General features: G+C 51.9%; 12 protein-coding genes. 3 read left to right on the top strand and 9 right to left on the bottom strand.

Annotated features, from left to right (window positions below; all coding sequences use genetic code 11):
• Nucleotides 1-63: 63 nt before the first annotated feature.
• From E6C51_RS12450 to E6C51_RS12470, 5 genes are all read right to left on the bottom strand, one after another.
• A complete protein-coding gene (locus E6C51_RS12450) occupies nt 64-1,035 on the bottom strand; it encodes an ABC transporter ATP-binding protein (protein WP_190236181.1) in 972 nt (323 codons plus the stop codon).
• Nucleotides 1,035-1,865, bottom strand: coding sequence for an ATP-binding cassette domain-containing protein (locus tag E6C51_RS12455; protein WP_190236182.1), 831 nt, complete (start codon nt 1,863-1,865; stop codon nt 1,035-1,037). Before E6C51_RS12455 ends, E6C51_RS12450 begins: the two co-directional genes overlap by 1 nt.
• Nucleotides 1,862-2,719, bottom strand: coding sequence for an ABC transporter permease (locus E6C51_RS12460; RefSeq protein ID WP_190236183.1), 858 nt, complete (start codon nt 2,717-2,719; stop codon nt 1,862-1,864). Before E6C51_RS12460 ends, E6C51_RS12455 begins: the two co-directional genes overlap by 4 nt.
• A complete protein-coding gene (locus tag E6C51_RS12465; RefSeq protein WP_190236184.1) occupies nt 2,716-3,666 on the bottom strand; it encodes an ABC transporter permease in 951 nt (316 codons plus the stop codon). Before E6C51_RS12465 ends, E6C51_RS12460 begins: the two co-directional genes overlap by 4 nt.
• Nucleotides 3,667-3,778: 112 nt before the next feature.
• Complete coding sequence (locus E6C51_RS12470; protein WP_407920804.1) at nt 3,779-5,176, bottom strand: ABC transporter substrate-binding protein; 1,398 nt, start codon at nt 5,174-5,176, stop codon at nt 3,779-3,781.
• Nucleotides 5,177-5,530: 354 nt separating this feature from the next.
• Between E6C51_RS12470 and E6C51_RS12475 the strand changes: the two genes are divergently transcribed.
• From E6C51_RS12475 to E6C51_RS12485, 3 genes are all read left to right on the top strand, one after another.
• Nucleotides 5,531-6,469 carry a glycosyltransferase gene (locus tag E6C51_RS12475; protein WP_190236186.1) on the top strand — a complete coding sequence of 313 codons (939 nt, stop codon included), beginning with the start codon at nt 5,531-5,533 and terminating at the stop codon, nt 6,467-6,469.
• Nucleotides 6,470-6,734: 265 nt separating this feature from the next.
• The gene (locus E6C51_RS12480; RefSeq protein ID WP_190236187.1) at nt 6,735-9,791 is read left to right on the top strand and encodes a glycosyltransferase; all 3,057 of its coding nucleotides are present in this window, start codon (nt 6,735-6,737) and stop codon (nt 9,789-9,791) included.
• A 27-nt stretch (nt 9,792-9,818) separates the two neighbouring features.
• The gene (locus tag E6C51_RS12485) at nt 9,819-10,730 is read left to right on the top strand and encodes an NAD-dependent epimerase/dehydratase family protein (RefSeq protein ID WP_146935765.1); all 912 of its coding nucleotides are present in this window, start codon (nt 9,819-9,821) and stop codon (nt 10,728-10,730) included.
• 169 nt (nt 10,731-10,899) lie between these two features.
• Here E6C51_RS12485 and E6C51_RS12490 read toward each other — a convergent pair whose 3' ends face one another.
• From E6C51_RS12490 to E6C51_RS12505, 4 genes are all read right to left on the bottom strand, one after another.
• The gene (locus E6C51_RS12490; protein ID WP_190236188.1) at nt 10,900-13,095 is read right to left on the bottom strand and encodes a glycosyltransferase; all 2,196 of its coding nucleotides are present in this window, start codon (nt 13,093-13,095) and stop codon (nt 10,900-10,902) included.
• Nucleotides 13,096-13,105: 10 nt separating this feature from the next.
• Complete coding sequence (locus E6C51_RS12495) at nt 13,106-13,846, bottom strand: ABC transporter permease (protein ID WP_146935802.1); 741 nt, start codon at nt 13,844-13,846, stop codon at nt 13,106-13,108.
• 62 nt (nt 13,847-13,908) lie between these two features.
• The gene (locus E6C51_RS12500; RefSeq protein ID WP_190236189.1) at nt 13,909-15,009 is read right to left on the bottom strand and encodes a hypothetical protein; all 1,101 of its coding nucleotides are present in this window, start codon (nt 15,007-15,009) and stop codon (nt 13,909-13,911) included.
• A gap of 8 nt (nt 15,010-15,017) precedes the next feature.
• Nucleotides 15,018-15,862: capsule biosynthesis protein (locus E6C51_RS12505; protein ID WP_190236190.1), on the bottom strand; the 845-nt coding region annotated here is incomplete at its 5' end.

Here is a 15,862-nt window from a genome sequence, read left to right on the forward strand (position 1 = left end):
CCAAACTTTTTGAATATCCTACAATATATCGCCTACGATATAAATTGAAAGGACTCGATGGCGCTATTGGGGCATTTCATCGACGCGGTGACAGGCAACCATCCGGCCCGGCGTGACGCGATGAAGCTCCGGCCGTTCAAGGGTGCAGCGTTCAGTGGCAATCGGGCAATGGGCGTAAAACGCACAACCCTGGCCGGTGCCCGCAGGTCTGTTGGGCAGGCCTTTTCTGGCTTGCCTGCCAAAGCGGTCCACGTTCAATTCGGCATCAATCAGCACATTGGTATAGGGGTGAAGTGGCTGTTTGAAAACCGCATGGGCTGGACCTTGCTCCACCAGCCGACCGCGATACATGACGCCCACCCGGTCAGCGATGCTGTTGACCACTGCCAGATTATGGCTGATGAACAAAAAGGTGACGCCGCGCTTCTCACGCAGGTCTTGCAGCAGATTGAGCACTTGTGCCTGAACGGAGAGATCAAGGGCCGAAACCGGCTCATCGGCAACCACCAGACGCGGTCCGGTGATCAAGGCTCTGGCAATGGCGATGCGTTGGCGCTGGCCGCCGGAAAATTCATGCGGGTAGCGCGCCGCGTGGCGGGCTTCCAGCCCCACACTTTCCAGCATGGTGGCGACGCGCGCGTCAATCTCGGCTTTGTCCGTCTTGCTGGCCAGAACATGCAATGGTTCGGCCACGATCCTGCCAATTTTCTGGCGCGGATCCAAAGACCCGAAAGGGTCTTGAAACACCATTTGAAAATCCCGCCGCTTTTGCTTGAGTTGCTTGTCTTTTAGGGAAAACAAATCCTCACCATCGAAAAGCACCTGGCCGGAGGTTGGGCGATCGAGCGCCATCACCAGCCGCGCAAGCGTGGATTTTCCGCAGCCACTTTCGCCAACAATGCCGAAAATTTCCTGAGCATCAACGCTGAGTGATAGGGAGTCCAAAGCGCGCTGCGTGTGCGGCTTGCCCAACAAGGGGCGGCTGAGATAATCGCGCGTCAGGTGACGAACATCGAGAAGCGGTGCTTTTTTCATCAGCATGTCTCTTCCGGGTCACTGCGTCGGCTGGTTTGGCTGCGGTTCGGCACTGATTTTAACAGGTTGCGTGTGTAGGGTTGCGCAGGATGTTCAAATACCGCGCGGGTTGCCCCCTCCTCGATTTTCTGTCCGGCAACCATGACAATGGTGCGATCACACATGCGGGCAATCACACCCAAATCATGGCTGACAAGCATCATGGCCATACGATGTTCAGCCACGAGATCGCTGAGCAGGTCGAGCACCTCGGCCTGCACCGTCACATCCAGCGCCGTAGTCGGCTCGTCGGCAATCAGAAGAGCGGGCTTGAGTGCGAGGGCAATGGCAATGCCAACCCGCTGTCGTTGTCCGCCAGAGAGTTCATGCGGATAGGCCTTTGCACGCCGCTTGGCATCGGGCATGCGCACCTGATCCAGCATGTCCAAGGCGCGCCGCCGCGCTTTGCGCCATGATAATCCCTCATGACAGACCATGCCCTCGGCAATTTGATCGCCAATGGTCATGGCGGGGTTGAGGGCCGTCAACGGCTCTTGAAAGACCATGCCAATCCGCTTGCCCCGAAGTGCACACATCCTCGCTTCACTGGCGCTCAGGAGGTCTTCGCCCTCAAGCAAAATCTGTCCGCTGGCTTTGGCAATATCGGGCAAAAGTCCGATGATCGAGAGGCACAGCAGCGATTTTCCTGATCCGCTCTCGCCGACAATGCCAAGGGTTTCGCCGGAATGCAGATCGAAATCCATAGCATCCAGCACCGGTATCTCGCGCCCTTGCGATAGCGCAATACCAAGGCTGAGGCTGCGCACGGACAAAAATGGGCTATTGCTCATGACAGCCTCTTTTCACGCGGATCAAGCAGGTCTCGCAAGCCATCGCCCAGCATATTGAAGCCGAGCACCGTGAGAGCAATGGCAAGGCCCGGCAAAACAGCAAGCCACGGCGCAATCCCCAGATAGGTCTGAGCATCGGCCAACATGCGCCCCCAGGTGGGCGTTGGCGGCGGCATGCCCAAACCCAGAAAGCTCAGGCCCGCCTCGGTTAAAATGGCAAGGCCCAACTGAATGGTGACCTGAACAATGATCTGATTGGCGATATTGGGCAGAATATGCTCCCAGGTGATCAGGATCTTGCCCTTGCCTGCCCCGCGTGCGGCAAGCACGTAATCGCGCGTCCAGATTTGCAGGGCGGCGCTTGCGGTAATGCGGGCAAAGACAGGCACCATGAAAACGGCGATGGCGATAATGGCCGTGAACCGACCCGCTCCCAGCAAGGCCCCCAACATCATTGCCGACAAAATCGGCGGAATCGCAAAAATCACATCATTGATCCGCATGATCAGTGCTGCAAACAGGCCGCGCTGTGCTGCGGCCGTTACGCCCAAAAGAGTGCCGACTGCGGCACCAAGGCCAACCGCCAGAACCGAGGTTGACAATGAGTTCCACGCGCCAACCATCAGCATGGATGCAAGATCACGCCCAAGCTGATCTGTGCCCAGAATGCCAAAGGCCAAAGGCGGTTTCAATTTATGAATGATCTGCATTTTCAAGGGCGGGAGCGGCGTCCAGACCAGAGACAAGAGTGCAATTGCAAGCAGCACCGCAATGAGGGTGGAACCGATGACAAGAGTGGGCCTGCGAAGAGGGTGAATCGCCGCCGCTGGTTCTGATGTCGTGCGAGTGCTCATATACCCCTCCCCCGCAATCTGGGATCAAGCACAAGATAAGAAAGATCGATCAGGAAATTCATGACAATCACCAGACCGGCAAAGAACAGCACCACGTCTTGCATCACCACAATGTCGCGCTGGATCAGTGCCTGATAGGCCAACCGCCCGAGCCCCGGCAGGTTGAAGACATTTTCGATCAAAATCGCACCTGCGATGAGAAAGGTGAATTGCAGGCCAAGTATTGTCATCACCGGCACAAGGGCATTGGGCACAGCATGACGCCAGAGCGCCTGCCTGCGGGTTAGCCCTTTGGCGCGCGCGGTACGGACAAAATCCTCATTCATAACCTCCAGCACTGAAGAGCGCGTCACGCGGGTCAAGACGCCAGCTTGCGGCAAAGCCAGCGCAATGGCGGGCAAAATCAACGCCGTCAGTGCTTTGCCGAAACCGGCTTGCCATCCCGGAAAGCCGCCAGCGGGCATCCAGCCCAGCCAAATGGAAAACGCGGTGATGAGCAACAGCCCAACCCAGAAGCCAGGAATGGCAATGAACACTTGCGACACAACTCCGGCGATATAATCGAAGGGGCCATTGTGCTTTCCTGCCGAGACGACACCCAGCGGAATGGCAATCGCGACCGAGAGCGCAATCGCTATCAAGGCCAGCGGCAATGTCACTACCAATCGTTGGCCAATCAGATCCGCTACCGGCACGCCATAGGTATAGGATGTGCCAAGATTGCCCGTTGCCACCCCGCTCAGCCATGCAAGATAACGCATCACCACGGGCTGATCCAAACCAAGTTCGCGGCGCAAGGCCATGAGCGTGTCGGGGCTGGCCGAAGTGCCCAGCATGACCGCCGCCGGATCACCCGGCAGCACATTCATGATCACAAACACCACGGCAGACACGGCAAAAAGTGTCACGATCAGCCCTGCCAGCCGTCTCACGATCAGTTCCATCATCTCTGGATTTCCCGGCCAGGATCACATCTCACGGCACATTCGCCATATGGAGACGCCTTCAGACGCCGGGCAGTAGATCGCATCCGGCTGAGGCCCACACAATGGTGGCGGATCAATCTTGCCAATGCACATCGGTCAGCACGTTTGAGGGGATTGGCTCATTCGTCCACAGGCCTTTTAATTTTTTGTTCCAAACGCCCAGCTTGGCCATCACAAACAAGGGTAAGGCTGGCACATCTTCTGCCAGAATTTTCTGAGCTTGCCCATAGAGATCATTCTGTGCTGCTAGATCGGTGGTGGCCTGAATTTTCTTCATAATGTCATCGAATACCGGATTTTTATAATTAAAATAATAGGGGTCGCGCGCGTAAATATCGATATCCATCGGCTCGGCATGGGCCACGATTGTCATATCGTAATCGGTGGCCTTGAATACATCCGCCACCCATTTTGCGGGAAACTCAGTGGGCTGGATGGTCATGGTGACGCCAATTTCGGCAAACATGGCCTGCATGATTTCTGCACTGCGGGGTGCATAGGCCATCTGGGGCGTTTTGATCGTGAAGCTGAAGCCATTGGGGTAACCGGCTTCCGCCAGAAGCGCCTTGGCTTTGGCCGGATCGTAGGGCAGAACATTGTTTGTATCGATATAGCCCGGATCATTCGGTGTATAATGGCTGCCGATGGCGGTGCCATAGCCCGACCATGCGCCATCGATGACGGTTTTTCGATCAATGGCCATCATCAACGCTTGCCGCACACGCTTGTCGTTAAAAGGTTTTCGAGCATTGTTCATGCCCGCAACCACCTTCAATTCTGTATTGCCGATCACGGTGATCAGCTTGTCATCCCCTTTGAAGCTTTCCATCAACTCGGGAGCCAAAAACTCCGCAAAAGCATCAACATCGCCAGATTTGAGGGCCGCGGCCTCGGCTTGGGGATCGGAAATGAAGCGAAATGTCGCATCCGTCAGCCCAAGCTTCACAGCCTTGTTCCAGTAATCTGGATTGGCCGTGAGCTGCACACGGTCGCCCTTGGCCCAACTGACAAATTTGAAAGGGCCGGTGCCAATGGGTGTGATCTTGTTGTCAGCCGCGCTTTTAGGCGCCACCATCACTGAGGCGGGCCATCCCAACCAATAAAGCAGAGAGCCGGTTGGCTGTTTAAGCGTCAGCACCAGCGTCTTGCTATCGGGCGTTTCGATATGATCAATCGAGGTAAAGAAGCGCTTTTGCGGATTGATCGAATCCGGGCCGCGTGCGCGATCAAGGCTGAATTTTGCGACGGACGCATCAAAGGCCTCACCGTCATGAAACTTCACGCCCTCTTGCAAATGGAATGTATAGGTCAAGCCATCTGCCGAAATCGTCCAGCTTTTGGCCAGTTGCGGTACGATCTTGCCATTTTGATCAATGGCAACCAGTCCTTCAAAAATATTCTGCCATGTCACCTGGCCGATGGCCACAGGTGCCGCCGCTGTCGGATCGAGCCCCGTTGGTTCAATCGCCATGCCAATCGTCACCTGTCTATTGGCCGCATGGATCGGACCCGACCCCAGGAGTGAGACGGCAATGGTACTTGCGAACAACAACTGTGCGAAATGCCGGATCCTCGCGGGGCGACAGTTTTTCGAGACCAACACTTTCACCATCGCAAATCCCCCTCACCCTCGGCGGCTTTCACCACGCAGCGGGCTCGTTTCCTATCATCTGGGTGTCGCATTCACCCATATTTTGTTCAATTGTGCCATTGCATCCACATAATCTTACCCTTTAACGTATTCTGCTGAGGAATTTATAGAGAAAATGCAGTGATTGTTATAAAGCCCCGCGATCATCGAGATTAAGAGTATAAAATCTAAGCTATGACAATCGAAAACAAAGCGCCGACTATCTCGATCGCGGTTACGACATTCAATGGCGAGGGCTTTCTGCGCGCGCAGATGGACTCGTTGCTGGCCCAAACTTTCCAGGATTTTGAAATTCTTGTAAGCGACGATGCGTCAACGGACGCAACACTCGAAATTCTTGAGGAATATCAACGAAAAGATTCAAGAATCACAATTTTCAGACATACGGAAAGGCAGGGCCTGCAAAAAAATTTCGACTTCGTCATGCGCAAATGTACCGGTGATTTCATCGCCCCATGTGATCAGGACGACATTTGGCTACCGCAAAAATTAGAAGTACTTCTTGCGCTTATAAAGCAGCGTCAATGTTCGTTGGTCTATTGCAATTCAAAATTGTTCGGCACCTCCATAGAGGGACGAGAACTGACCATGTTTGACAAGTTCGAGCCAGTTGAGGGAGCCAATGCACTTCAATTTGCGTTCAGGAATTGCGTTTCAGGCCACGCGACACTTTTCGACCGCTCAATCCTTCCGCACGTCTTGCCAATCCCCGAAAATCCGATGTTTGACTGGTGGCTTGCTGCTGTCGCCTCGTCGTGCAAAGGAATTGCTTTCACGTTAGAGCCTTTGGTTCTCTATCGCCAACATGAAGCAAGCACAACAGATGCCTTTCGACAGAAAAAGAGAGTTGGAAGTCGAATTCGGGGGAGCTTGACCAGAAAGAAAAAGAGATCTGCTTTGGTGCGGGAGAGAATAAAGCAGTTTCGCTTCTGTCCCAATCGGTCTGGTGAAGATTTTTCTTACCTGTTTTCTATTTTGAAGAATAGGAAAAATATTTTTTTTAATGTAATTAGTATTCGATTTTTATATAAAAATAGAATTTTATTGTTCGGACGAAAATATAAAAGCATTTTGAGATTTCTCCCTAAGATGTTTAAGATTGTATCGATGTGATTGTTTTTTGAATAAAATAAGAATTTTCGAATATTTTCTTATTTCAGGAAATTCAGTTTGATAAGGGTGCGCAGAAATATAGAATCCGGGCCGAATTCTGACGCAAACTCGTGCTCTTGTGAAAGCCAATAAGAATTTGGTTTTGCGCGAAGATTTGTGCATGGGGTCGGATTTGCTTTGCCGAGGTCGAGCTAGACCTGATGCGCGGCATCGGCTATACGCCCTTGAGTGTTTGAGAGCGACTGCCTAGCGATATAGAGATGAAATGGCCGACGACATTGAATTTACCGGCGAGCGTTATTTGCCGAGCATTGATGTGAACATCAATCTGGAGCGCATGCACAGATATGACCTCGCCAGAGGTTTGGTGCAAGGTAAGGACGTGCTCGATATCGCAAGCGGCGACGGTTTTGGGTCGGCCATTTTGGCGCAAGGAGCAAAGTCCGTCATAGGCATTGATCTTTCAGAAGAAGCCATGGGCGAGGCCCAGGCCCGGTATGGCTCGGTCAATCTTTCCTTCCGCCAAGGCTCTTGTGAGGCAATTCCCCTACCGGACGGATGTGTGGATGTTGTGGTGTCTTTTGACACCATGGAACACATTGAAGCGCATGAGGTTTTTCTTAAAGAAATCAAGCGTGTGTTGCGCCCAAATGGCAGCTTGATTGTGTCTGCACCGAAGAAGAAAGCCAGGACAATTGCCGCAGGATTGGAAAATTCGCGGCCTGTCAAAGAGCTTGGTCGTGGCGAATTCGAAGCGCTTTTGTCCAGACATTTCAACTATGTCTCCATGCATGGGCAAGTCATTGGCTTTGGTTCTGTTATTGCGCCAGAGGGGCAGCCAAGTGTTTTCCTTGAGACCAATGCAGGGGGCGTGACATCAGCATCTGGCATTGAAAAGCCGATGTATATGATCGCCGTTGCGTCCGATGATGCTTCTGGCAGCAGGGCAATCGGTGGATTTTTCTCACAGGATATCCAGTCGTGTGAGCCTGTTCTCAAGCACGTTGAACTGGAGAAAGAGAAGTGGTTTGATAGCGTCATTGACGATATTGATCAGATATCGCAAGAGGTAAAGACGCTTCAGAATGTCAACTGGGTCAGCCGGATGTCGCTTTTGAAGCTGTTGCGCGGCCTAGTCTATTCGAGATTTCTCTATAAACTGTCTGAAAGCACACTCTTCAGTGAGCGCCGTCGCAAGCGTTTGCTCAGCTCAGCCAAAAAGCGCGATCCCATGCTGCTTTCCAGTCGGGTCGCTGAGTTTTGTGAAAATTATTACACGCGCATAAACAAAAACAAGGAGCTCTTGGCAAATCGCTCATTACGAGATGCCAGAAGCGCCTTAAGGGTGACAGCAATTGTCCCCAATTACAATCATGAAGCGTATTTGCGTCAACGCCTGGATAGTATCATCGCGCAAACCTATCCGCTCATTGATATTATTGTCCTGGATGACTGTTCCACCGATGGCAGCAGAGCTGTCATCGAATCCTATGTCAAAAAGCATCCCGAACGTATTCAAGCGATTTACAACGAGGAAAACTCCGGCGGTGTGTTTCGTCAGTGGCAAAAGGGACATGCCAAAGCCACTGGCGATCTGGTGTGGATCTGCGAAAGTGACGATTTTTGCGAACCGGATTTCGTGGAGCGCATGATTGGCACATTCAGCGACTCTAGCGTCATGATAGCTTTTGGGCGAATTGAATTCGTTGATGCTGGTGGCAAACCTATGGAAGGAATGGCGCAATACCGGGAAGAAAGTGAGCCGGGCATTTGGAATTCGCGTCTTGTGCGTCCTGCTTCCACCTGGTTTGCTGGTGGGTTTGGCGTGAAAAACGTGATTGCCAACGTGGGCGGCAGTATCTGGCGTCGTTTCGATATTGATGACAGCGTATGGGAGACCGCCGGAGGCTATAAAGTCATGGGCGACTGGTTCCTCTACTCTGTCATTGCGGGTGGTGGACAGATTGCCTATGAGCCTTCTGCCAAATCCTATTTCCGCATTCACGGCAGCAATACGTCTGGTGCTTCGGCACAATCAAAACCAGAGTATTATCAGGAATATGCCCGGTTAATGGCAGCGCTGAAAGCACGCTGGGACATACCTGCCGAGACCGTCAGAAAATTTCTGAGCGTTTGTCGCAATGTCTATGATAACGCGGGAGCGGTATCAGGCGATCCGTTCGACACGCTCTTGCCTTCCACGAACTTGATGTCCTTGCCACAAACAAACATCCATGTGCTGATCGGCTTTCTTGGCTTTTCGTTTGGTGGAGGGGAAATTTTCCCGATTAATCTGGCCAATGCTTTGCGCCGCCAAGGCGTTATGGTCTCCATGCTGCAAATGCAGACAGAGGATGACCATTCTGACGTCAGACGCATGTTGCATTCAAGCATTCCTGTGTACACAGCCAATACTGTCAGAGGAATCGGGATCAGGAAATTCATTGAAAGCGCTGGTGTTTCCATCATCCATTCTCATATTGCCAGCATAGAAGCTTTCCTGCTCGAAGAAGGAAATGTTTCTGCGCCTTATATCGCGACGCTTCACGGTTCTTACGAAGCGATGCAAATCAATAAAAGAAAAATTGCCCGCTGGAGTGCAAATATTGATGAGTTCGCTTACACGGCGGAACGGAATTTGACGCCATTCGAAGGGCTGGGATTGCCCGCGACCAAGTTCAAAAAAGTGCGAAATGCCATGCCGCTGGATGTGGCAGACTATCCAAAGAGTCGCAAGGATCTTGAGATTGCCGATGATGCCGTGGTATTTTGCCTTGTTGCGCGTGGTATCGAAGGAAAGGGCTGGCAAGAAGCGGTTTCGGCCTATTTGCAACTGCGGGCCCGGCATCCAGACGTGGCAATGGCAATGTTGATGGTGGGTGAAGGCCCGGCTGCGGATGCAGCCAAGGCGATGGCCGCAGGGGATACCACCATTCACTTTCTGGGATATGCCAAGCAAATTCACGGTATTTACCGCATGAGCGATGTCGCGTTGATTCCAACACGGTTCCCTGGGGAATCATACCCGCTTTGCCTTATTCAAGCCTTGCAGGTTGGCGTGCCTTGTATCGCAACGGATGTTGGCGAAATTAGAAACATGTCCGAAATTAACGGGCAACAGGCTGGTATCATTCTGCCCAATCTGAGTGATAACGACGCGTTTGCGGCTGAAATTACCCATGCCATGGAACAAATACTATCTCCTGATGTGCGGGGTGAACTTGCAAAACAAGCGACTCTTGCAGGCGCAACCTATAACATTGATGATCTTGCTGCTGATTACATTCAGCATTATCGGGCAGTTGCGGCGGCCCGTTCCTGACTCGGCGAAATTTCTGAAAGACATTCTATGAACATATTAGTCATCGGGGGTGCTGGGTTTATCGGTTATCATCTCGTCCATGATTTATTGGATGCAGGCCATATGGTGACGGTACTTGGCCGGAGCGAACAGCCGACGAGACCTTTACCCCTTGGCGTGCGCTATTTGTCTGGTGATCTCTCCAATGCGGCACAGCTCAAGGATTGCCTGGCAGGCATCGACGCCGTTGCTCATCTTGCCAGCGGTACTGTACCTGCAACGGGCGATAAAGATCCGATAGCGGATGTCAATATGAACCTCAATGGGACGTTGAACTTGTTGATGGCAATGGAAGCCTGCAATGTGAAGCGTCTTCTTTTTCTCTCCTCCGGGGGAACGGTTTACGGCCCTCCTCAGGAAGTCCCGATATCGGTCCACCACCCTCTGGCCCCTATCTGCTCTTATGGGATCGTGAAAGTCGCCATCGAGTCTTACCTGAAGCTCTTTGAACGCAATGCTGGTTTGAGGCCAATCGTCATCAGAGCTTCAAATCCTTATGGTTCCCATCAGGGCAATCTGGGTGTTCAGGGGATTATCGGAACATACCTCAATCTTGCATCACAGCGGCGCCCTCTCGAAATATGGGGTGATGGCTCAACCATCCGAGATTTCATTTATATCAAGGACTTAACAAGTCTATGCGTGAAATCACTGGAGAGTGACAAGGTTGGTATTTACAATGGTGGTAGCGGAACGGGGACATCGGTGTTGGCTATCGCCCAGCTCGTGCAAGACATTACCGGCAATCCTGCGCCGATTGTCTATAAACCTCACCGCAATTTGGACGTTCCAATATCTATTCTTGATGTTGAGACAACCAAGGCGGACTTTGATTGGAAACCTGAGATTGGCATCAAGGAAGGTATTCTAAAAACGTGGGATTGGCTGCATATTGCATAATTGCTTAAATCGGAATCGATTTAAGCAATTATGCAGCAGATTAAAAGTGTTACTTTGAGCCTTTGTGCGCCATAGCGTAAAATAGGCCTACAGGATATTCCTGAAATCTGGAGCGATTAAAGGCACTATGCCGTAAAATTCACTGTCGTACTTTATACTGCCTGCAATGTTATCCCTGAAACCAGCGCCGCGCAGCCGCCAGTTTTTCAGGTGGCAGGAATTGGGGCGTCGAAAACCGGCGATCATAGCTGGGATTGGCGGCAGGGTCGAAGAAGTCTGCCGTGCCGTGCCGCGTTTTCAGGTTTTCTTTCTCCGCATTGAAACGTCGTTTGCGCTCGCCGAAAATATCCGAACCACGGGAGACAGATTCATGATGATACAGGCATGAAAAAGGTGTCCAGAGTGTTCTGAAACCAGCTTTGTAGGCACGCAGGCAATAATCGACGTCATTGTAAGCGACGGCGAAATCTTCTTCATTCCACAAGCCAACTGCGCGCGCACATGATCCGGAAATCAGCATCACAGCGCCGGTCACGCATGTCATAGAGCTGCGCACATGAAGTCGGCTCATCGGGCCACCGTAATCTTTGGGCTGGTTGAGGTACCAATGCCCGGCCAAGCCACCGAAGCCGGCAACCACCCCGGCATGTTGTATTTTGTTGTTGGGGTACAATAGCTTCGCGCCAACAATACCAACGCCTTCAAAGTTGAGACAAGACACCATTTCCTTCAACCAGAAGGATTCCATGACCTCGACATCATTGTTTAAAAGAAGGAAATGCTCACCCTTGGCGCGTGTGATACCCCGATTGATTGCACGGGAGAAATTGAAAGTCTCTTTTTCGATGACATAAGAGAAGTTGGATTTGGTTTGCGCCAATTGCTGATAAAGTGAAAGCACCTGCTCATCGGACGTGCCGTTGTCGATCACAATCACCTCAAAATTCGGATAATCCGTCCGCTCGAAGAGATCATTCAAGATGCGGCTTATCAGCGGATAGCTATCTTTGCTTGGTATGATGATAGACACCATCGGCCAGCTGTCTTCGCTCACGTTTTCGAACATCACGCGGTGCAGCGTGTCTGTGAGTGCGGGATCGACATGGGTTTTTACGCCTTTACGCGCAAAGGATTCATTTATCGCCTTTCTGGCAGCGGTTGTCGCTTTCGCCATGAACTGGCGGGAATATGTCTTGCCGTTCCGACGCCACCAATAGGCAGGATAGGGTAGATGGAAAACATCCTGCGCAGACACGCCTTCCAGATAGCGTAACAGCAGATCATAGTCTTGAGATCCATCGAAGCCTGTCCGCAAGTTGCCGATGTGAGAAAGACGGTCGCGTCGATAGATCGAGAAATGGTTGATATAGTTAACCCCGGTCAACAGAATCGGGTCGTAAGCCGGTTTGAGCGTGAGACCCATCGGCTTTAACTGGTCATCGACCACGACTTCATCGGAATAAATGAATTTCGCATTCGGGTTTTCGACAATTGTTTTGCCAATCACCTTCAGCGCGTGCGGCGCAATCACATCGTCATGGTCCAGAAAGGCCACCCAGGTGCCAGATGCCTGGGCAAGGCCGGTGTTGGTTGCCGTCGCGATGCCACCGTTTGTCGATGTGCGCAAAATTTTGATATTGTCGCGCCGGGCGTGGTTGTCGTACCAGCGTTTTGTTTCTTCCGAGGTCGATGAATCGTCACTCAAAATCAATTCAGTCCCCGGCACCCCCTGATCCAGGAAGGACTTCAAGAGATCATCAAGATAGCGTTTGGGTGCGTTGTAAACGGGTACGACAATGCTGAGCCAGGGTGTTGCATGAGATGCCATGTCCGGCAAAGGCGTTTTCTTGCCGAGCGCATAGTGTGCTTTGATGGTTTTTTCGATTTGTAAGACAGGCGGACCAAACGAAATCGTTGGCATAAACAATCGAAATCGCGGCAAATTACCGAGATTATGGATGATGGCACCGTCCATATTGCCTTTCAGTTTTTCGGCAATGGCGATATCCGCAGCTTTACGATTGGAAAAAGCTTCCATTGAAATGTCAAACCGGCATGGGAAACTGCATGGATCAATCCGCAGAGATCGTATCCAGCCTGAGGAGCCGACGTTCGCCAGGAATATAAAGCGATTATCCAACGCAAAGCCGTGGCTTTCTTTCTCACTATAATAGCCGCCCGCGTTGATATAGATCCGAGGGTCTATTTTTTCGCCGTCGGATTTTAGAGAAATCACGATGAAAGGTTTGCGAATATAGTCGAAGCGGATTTCAAAATTTGGATCATCGCCAACGCTCTTCCAGGTGTTTCCTGCGGCATTTGACTGTGGCTCGAGATCGGTATTCGGGATGATCCGTAAAGACATGCGTGACGACTCAGCCTTCCAACATTTTCCAGCGCAAAAGGCGCTCAAGTAACAATCCGAGAAACAATGCCGTCAGCCCGTACCCGATAACATATGTTTTGTCTAAAAGTTTGTCGCTATAGGTCGGGTAATAGGCGGTGCGCATCCACTCCACGCATTGAAGAACAGGGTTCCACGACAATGCATAGGCAATTGGCGCAGGAAAGGATGATGCGACGAACAGCACGCCAGAAAGAATGTAGACGAGGATCATGGCAAGAGCATATATCGTCACAAAAAAATGAAAGAACATGACGATAACACCCGCCAGGGTGCCAACTCCGACAGCCAGCAACAACGTTGCCAGATAAGCATAAACCGCTTGTTCGACGTCATAGGGAATTGGATTCTCTCCAAGGGCGAACAAAATGGCCAGCAAAAATACGAGCGTCAGAAAGGCGGCCATCATTTCAAGGAAGGCGCGCGCAAACATGATATCGACCACGGTCACGGATGGAAAAGCCATCATCGGCCGGTTCAAGATCAATGAAAGGGACATGAAGCGGGAGATGTACATGAACGCGAGGCTGGGAATGAGGCCGGTGGCAAAGAAAATTTGCGTGCTGTCGCCAAATGGTGCCTGCTTGCCAGTCAGCGTGTAAATCGCGAGAAGAACAACCATGTGCGCCAAAGGCCATAGCGCCACAATCAGAAAACCGAGCCCGTGATTGAAAAAGCGTGTGCGCATGTCGCGCAGAATAACCGCCTTCATCACGTTTCGCTTTTGCCGCAAGGCGTCAAGAAAACTGATGGTCCGTGCTTCACGCACATCCGTCATTGGTCATCCCTCTTCGAACAAAAATCGCCAAGCCCAGGTAGCTGGGGTGACGCCTGCCTTAGCATTTCAATCACGGAAGCGGATGTCGCATATCTGGCTTCCTGTCGTCTGTCCTTGTTCAAAACCAGACATTTGATGGCGTCAAGCCAGCTTTGTACATCGTTGTCGACCATTATTTCCTTTTCGGTGAAACAGCGCTCATAAGTCTTGCATCTGGAAAATATCGCGGCGGCTGCAAGTCGAGACGCATCAATTCGTTTCGTATCAGCCCGGGCGTTGTTAACACGTCCGTTTAAAAGTGGAACCAAAAGAATGTCTGTCTGCAAATGACTTGCGTTTTTCAGATAGTCCGGCCACGGCAATGGCGAAATGGTCTGCACCCGCCCGCTGAAGTCTCGCAATTCATGTCGCCAAATTTTCGCCAGTCTTTCCTCGGCAACCACCTTAAAATGAAGGTTCGGCAGCATATGTAATGCGGTTTTGACGATGGGCATCAAAAAGGCGTGTTCTGCGTCATGAGCCCCCGTTGCATGAAAGGCCATCCGACAGGTGCCGTCCGAATTACTACCCCCTTCTGTATCTTGCACATAGACATCTGGGGCCGGAAATGGTGGCAAAATAGCATTTGCTCGCAAGCTTTCGGCCAATACGGTGGTTGACGCCCAAACACCGGTGAGCACACGATTTAGATAAATCAGTGGGATCAATCCCAAACCGATCAAATAGATCTTGTATCCGAGCCCACTATGGCCTTCGACCACAGTTGCAGCGATGTCATCATCGATAAACAGGGCAACACCCGGAAATTCTGCCCTGTGCCGCCAGAGCCAGAAAAATTTTGATAGCCGGATGTATCGACAGATAATCACAAAGGTCGTCGCGGGATCGATCTCGGCCACGGTCCCGGTATTTTCGATCACATCAAAAGGCACTTCAAGGGTTTTGAGCCGTGCTTCCAGATAATAGGTAAAGCTGGGGTTGGGGCCTTCCCTTATCACCAGAACACGTTTCACCGGCGCTGATATAAGGCTGATCTCCCGTCGCGCACACGGTTTCGGCAGGGCGTGATAGAGCCAGTTTTTGATAGCGCTTTTCATTGAGGCCCCTAATGCGCGAGGTGTGCGCGTGTTAGGTTTAGGGCACCGAGGGTTATAGCCCAGATGGCGGTGCTTGCGAGGATTGTCAGGACGATCCAGAGGGGGCGTTTTGGGTATTGGGCTTCGTCTGGGAGCTGCGGGGGCAGGAAGCTGTCGAGGTAGAGGAGTTGTTGTTTGCTGACGAACTGGATTTGTTCGAAGGATTTGACGGCGGCTGCGAACTGTTGTTGGGCGAGGCTTTGGGCCAGTTGTAGCTGGGAGAGGTCTTGCGAGATGGAGGCGAGGTTTTTGGTTTCGCTCTGCTGACCGGCGAGGCGTTGTTTGAGCTCATCGAGCTGGCTTTGCTTGCTGTCGATTTCGCGTTGAAGCACGCGCATTTGCGGGGCGTTTTTTGACACCATGGAAATTTGCGTCTGATAACGCTGTTGCAGTTTCAACAGATCGCCCTCGACCGAGGAGATCAGATTGGTGACGACATCGGAGCTGCCCTCGACCGAGAGCACACCATTGTGGTTTTGGGCTTGCGCGAGCTTTTCACGGGCAGTTTGCAGTTCATTGCGGGCGTGATCGAGATTGTGCTGGGCGGTTGCGGTGACATCTCTCCAGATGCGGTCATTGACATTGTTGACCACGGTTTCGGCGGCTTTGACAATGTCTTTGGCAAGGCTTTGCGCGTCATTGGGGCTAAAGGCGCGCACCTTGAGGGTGATGATGCCGCTGGAGGGAGTGACGGAAACGGAAACCATGCGGTTCCAGTGGCGCAGAAGGTCTTCTTCGGTGGCGTCACTTGGCAGGCGGGCGACCCAATCGACGTTTGGCCCGCCAAACAGGGCGTGGAAATCAACACGCTTCT

Origin of the sequence: Gillisella terrae (genome assembly GCF_004801395.1) — a bacterium.
Lineage (GTDB): Bacteria > Pseudomonadota > Alphaproteobacteria > Rhizobiales > Rhizobiaceae > Allorhizobium > Allorhizobium terrae.

Excerpts from the sequence above, each read along its gene's own strand:
- E6C51_RS12450 (WP_190236181.1), bottom strand. The coding sequence starts at position 1,035 with ATGAAAAAAGCACCGCTTCTCGATGTTCGTCACCTGACGCGCGATTAT.
- E6C51_RS12455 (WP_190236182.1), bottom strand. The coding sequence starts at position 1,865 with ATGAGCAATAGCCCATTTTTGTCCGTGCGCAGCCTCAGCCTTGGTATT.
- E6C51_RS12465 (WP_190236184.1), bottom strand. The coding sequence starts at position 3,666 with ATGATGGAACTGATCGTGAGACGGCTGGCAGGGCTGATCGTGACACTT.
- E6C51_RS12495 (WP_146935802.1), bottom strand. The coding sequence starts at position 13,846 with ATGAAGGCGGTTATTCTGCGCGACATGCGCACACGCTTTTTCAATCAC.
- E6C51_RS12485 (WP_146935765.1), top strand. The coding sequence starts at position 9,819 with ATGAACATATTAGTCATCGGGGGTGCTGGGTTTATCGGTTATCATCTC.
- E6C51_RS12490 (WP_190236188.1), bottom strand. The coding sequence starts at position 13,095 with ATGTCTTTACGGATCATCCCGAATACCGATCTCGAGCCACAGTCAAAT.
- E6C51_RS12500 (WP_190236189.1), bottom strand. The coding sequence starts at position 15,009 with ATGAAAAGCGCTATCAAAAACTGGCTCTATCACGCCCTGCCGAAACCG.
- E6C51_RS12480 (WP_190236187.1), top strand. The coding sequence starts at position 6,735 with ATGGCCGACGACATTGAATTTACCGGCGAGCGTTATTTGCCGAGCATT.
- E6C51_RS12475 (WP_190236186.1), top strand. The coding sequence starts at position 5,531 with ATGACAATCGAAAACAAAGCGCCGACTATCTCGATCGCGGTTACGACA.
- E6C51_RS12460 (WP_190236183.1), bottom strand. The coding sequence starts at position 2,719 with ATGAGCACTCGCACGACATCAGAACCAGCGGCGGCGATTCACCCTCTT.
- E6C51_RS12470 (WP_407920804.1), bottom strand. The coding sequence starts at position 5,176 with ATGGCGATTGAACCAACGGGGCTCGATCCGACAGCGGCGGCACCTGTG.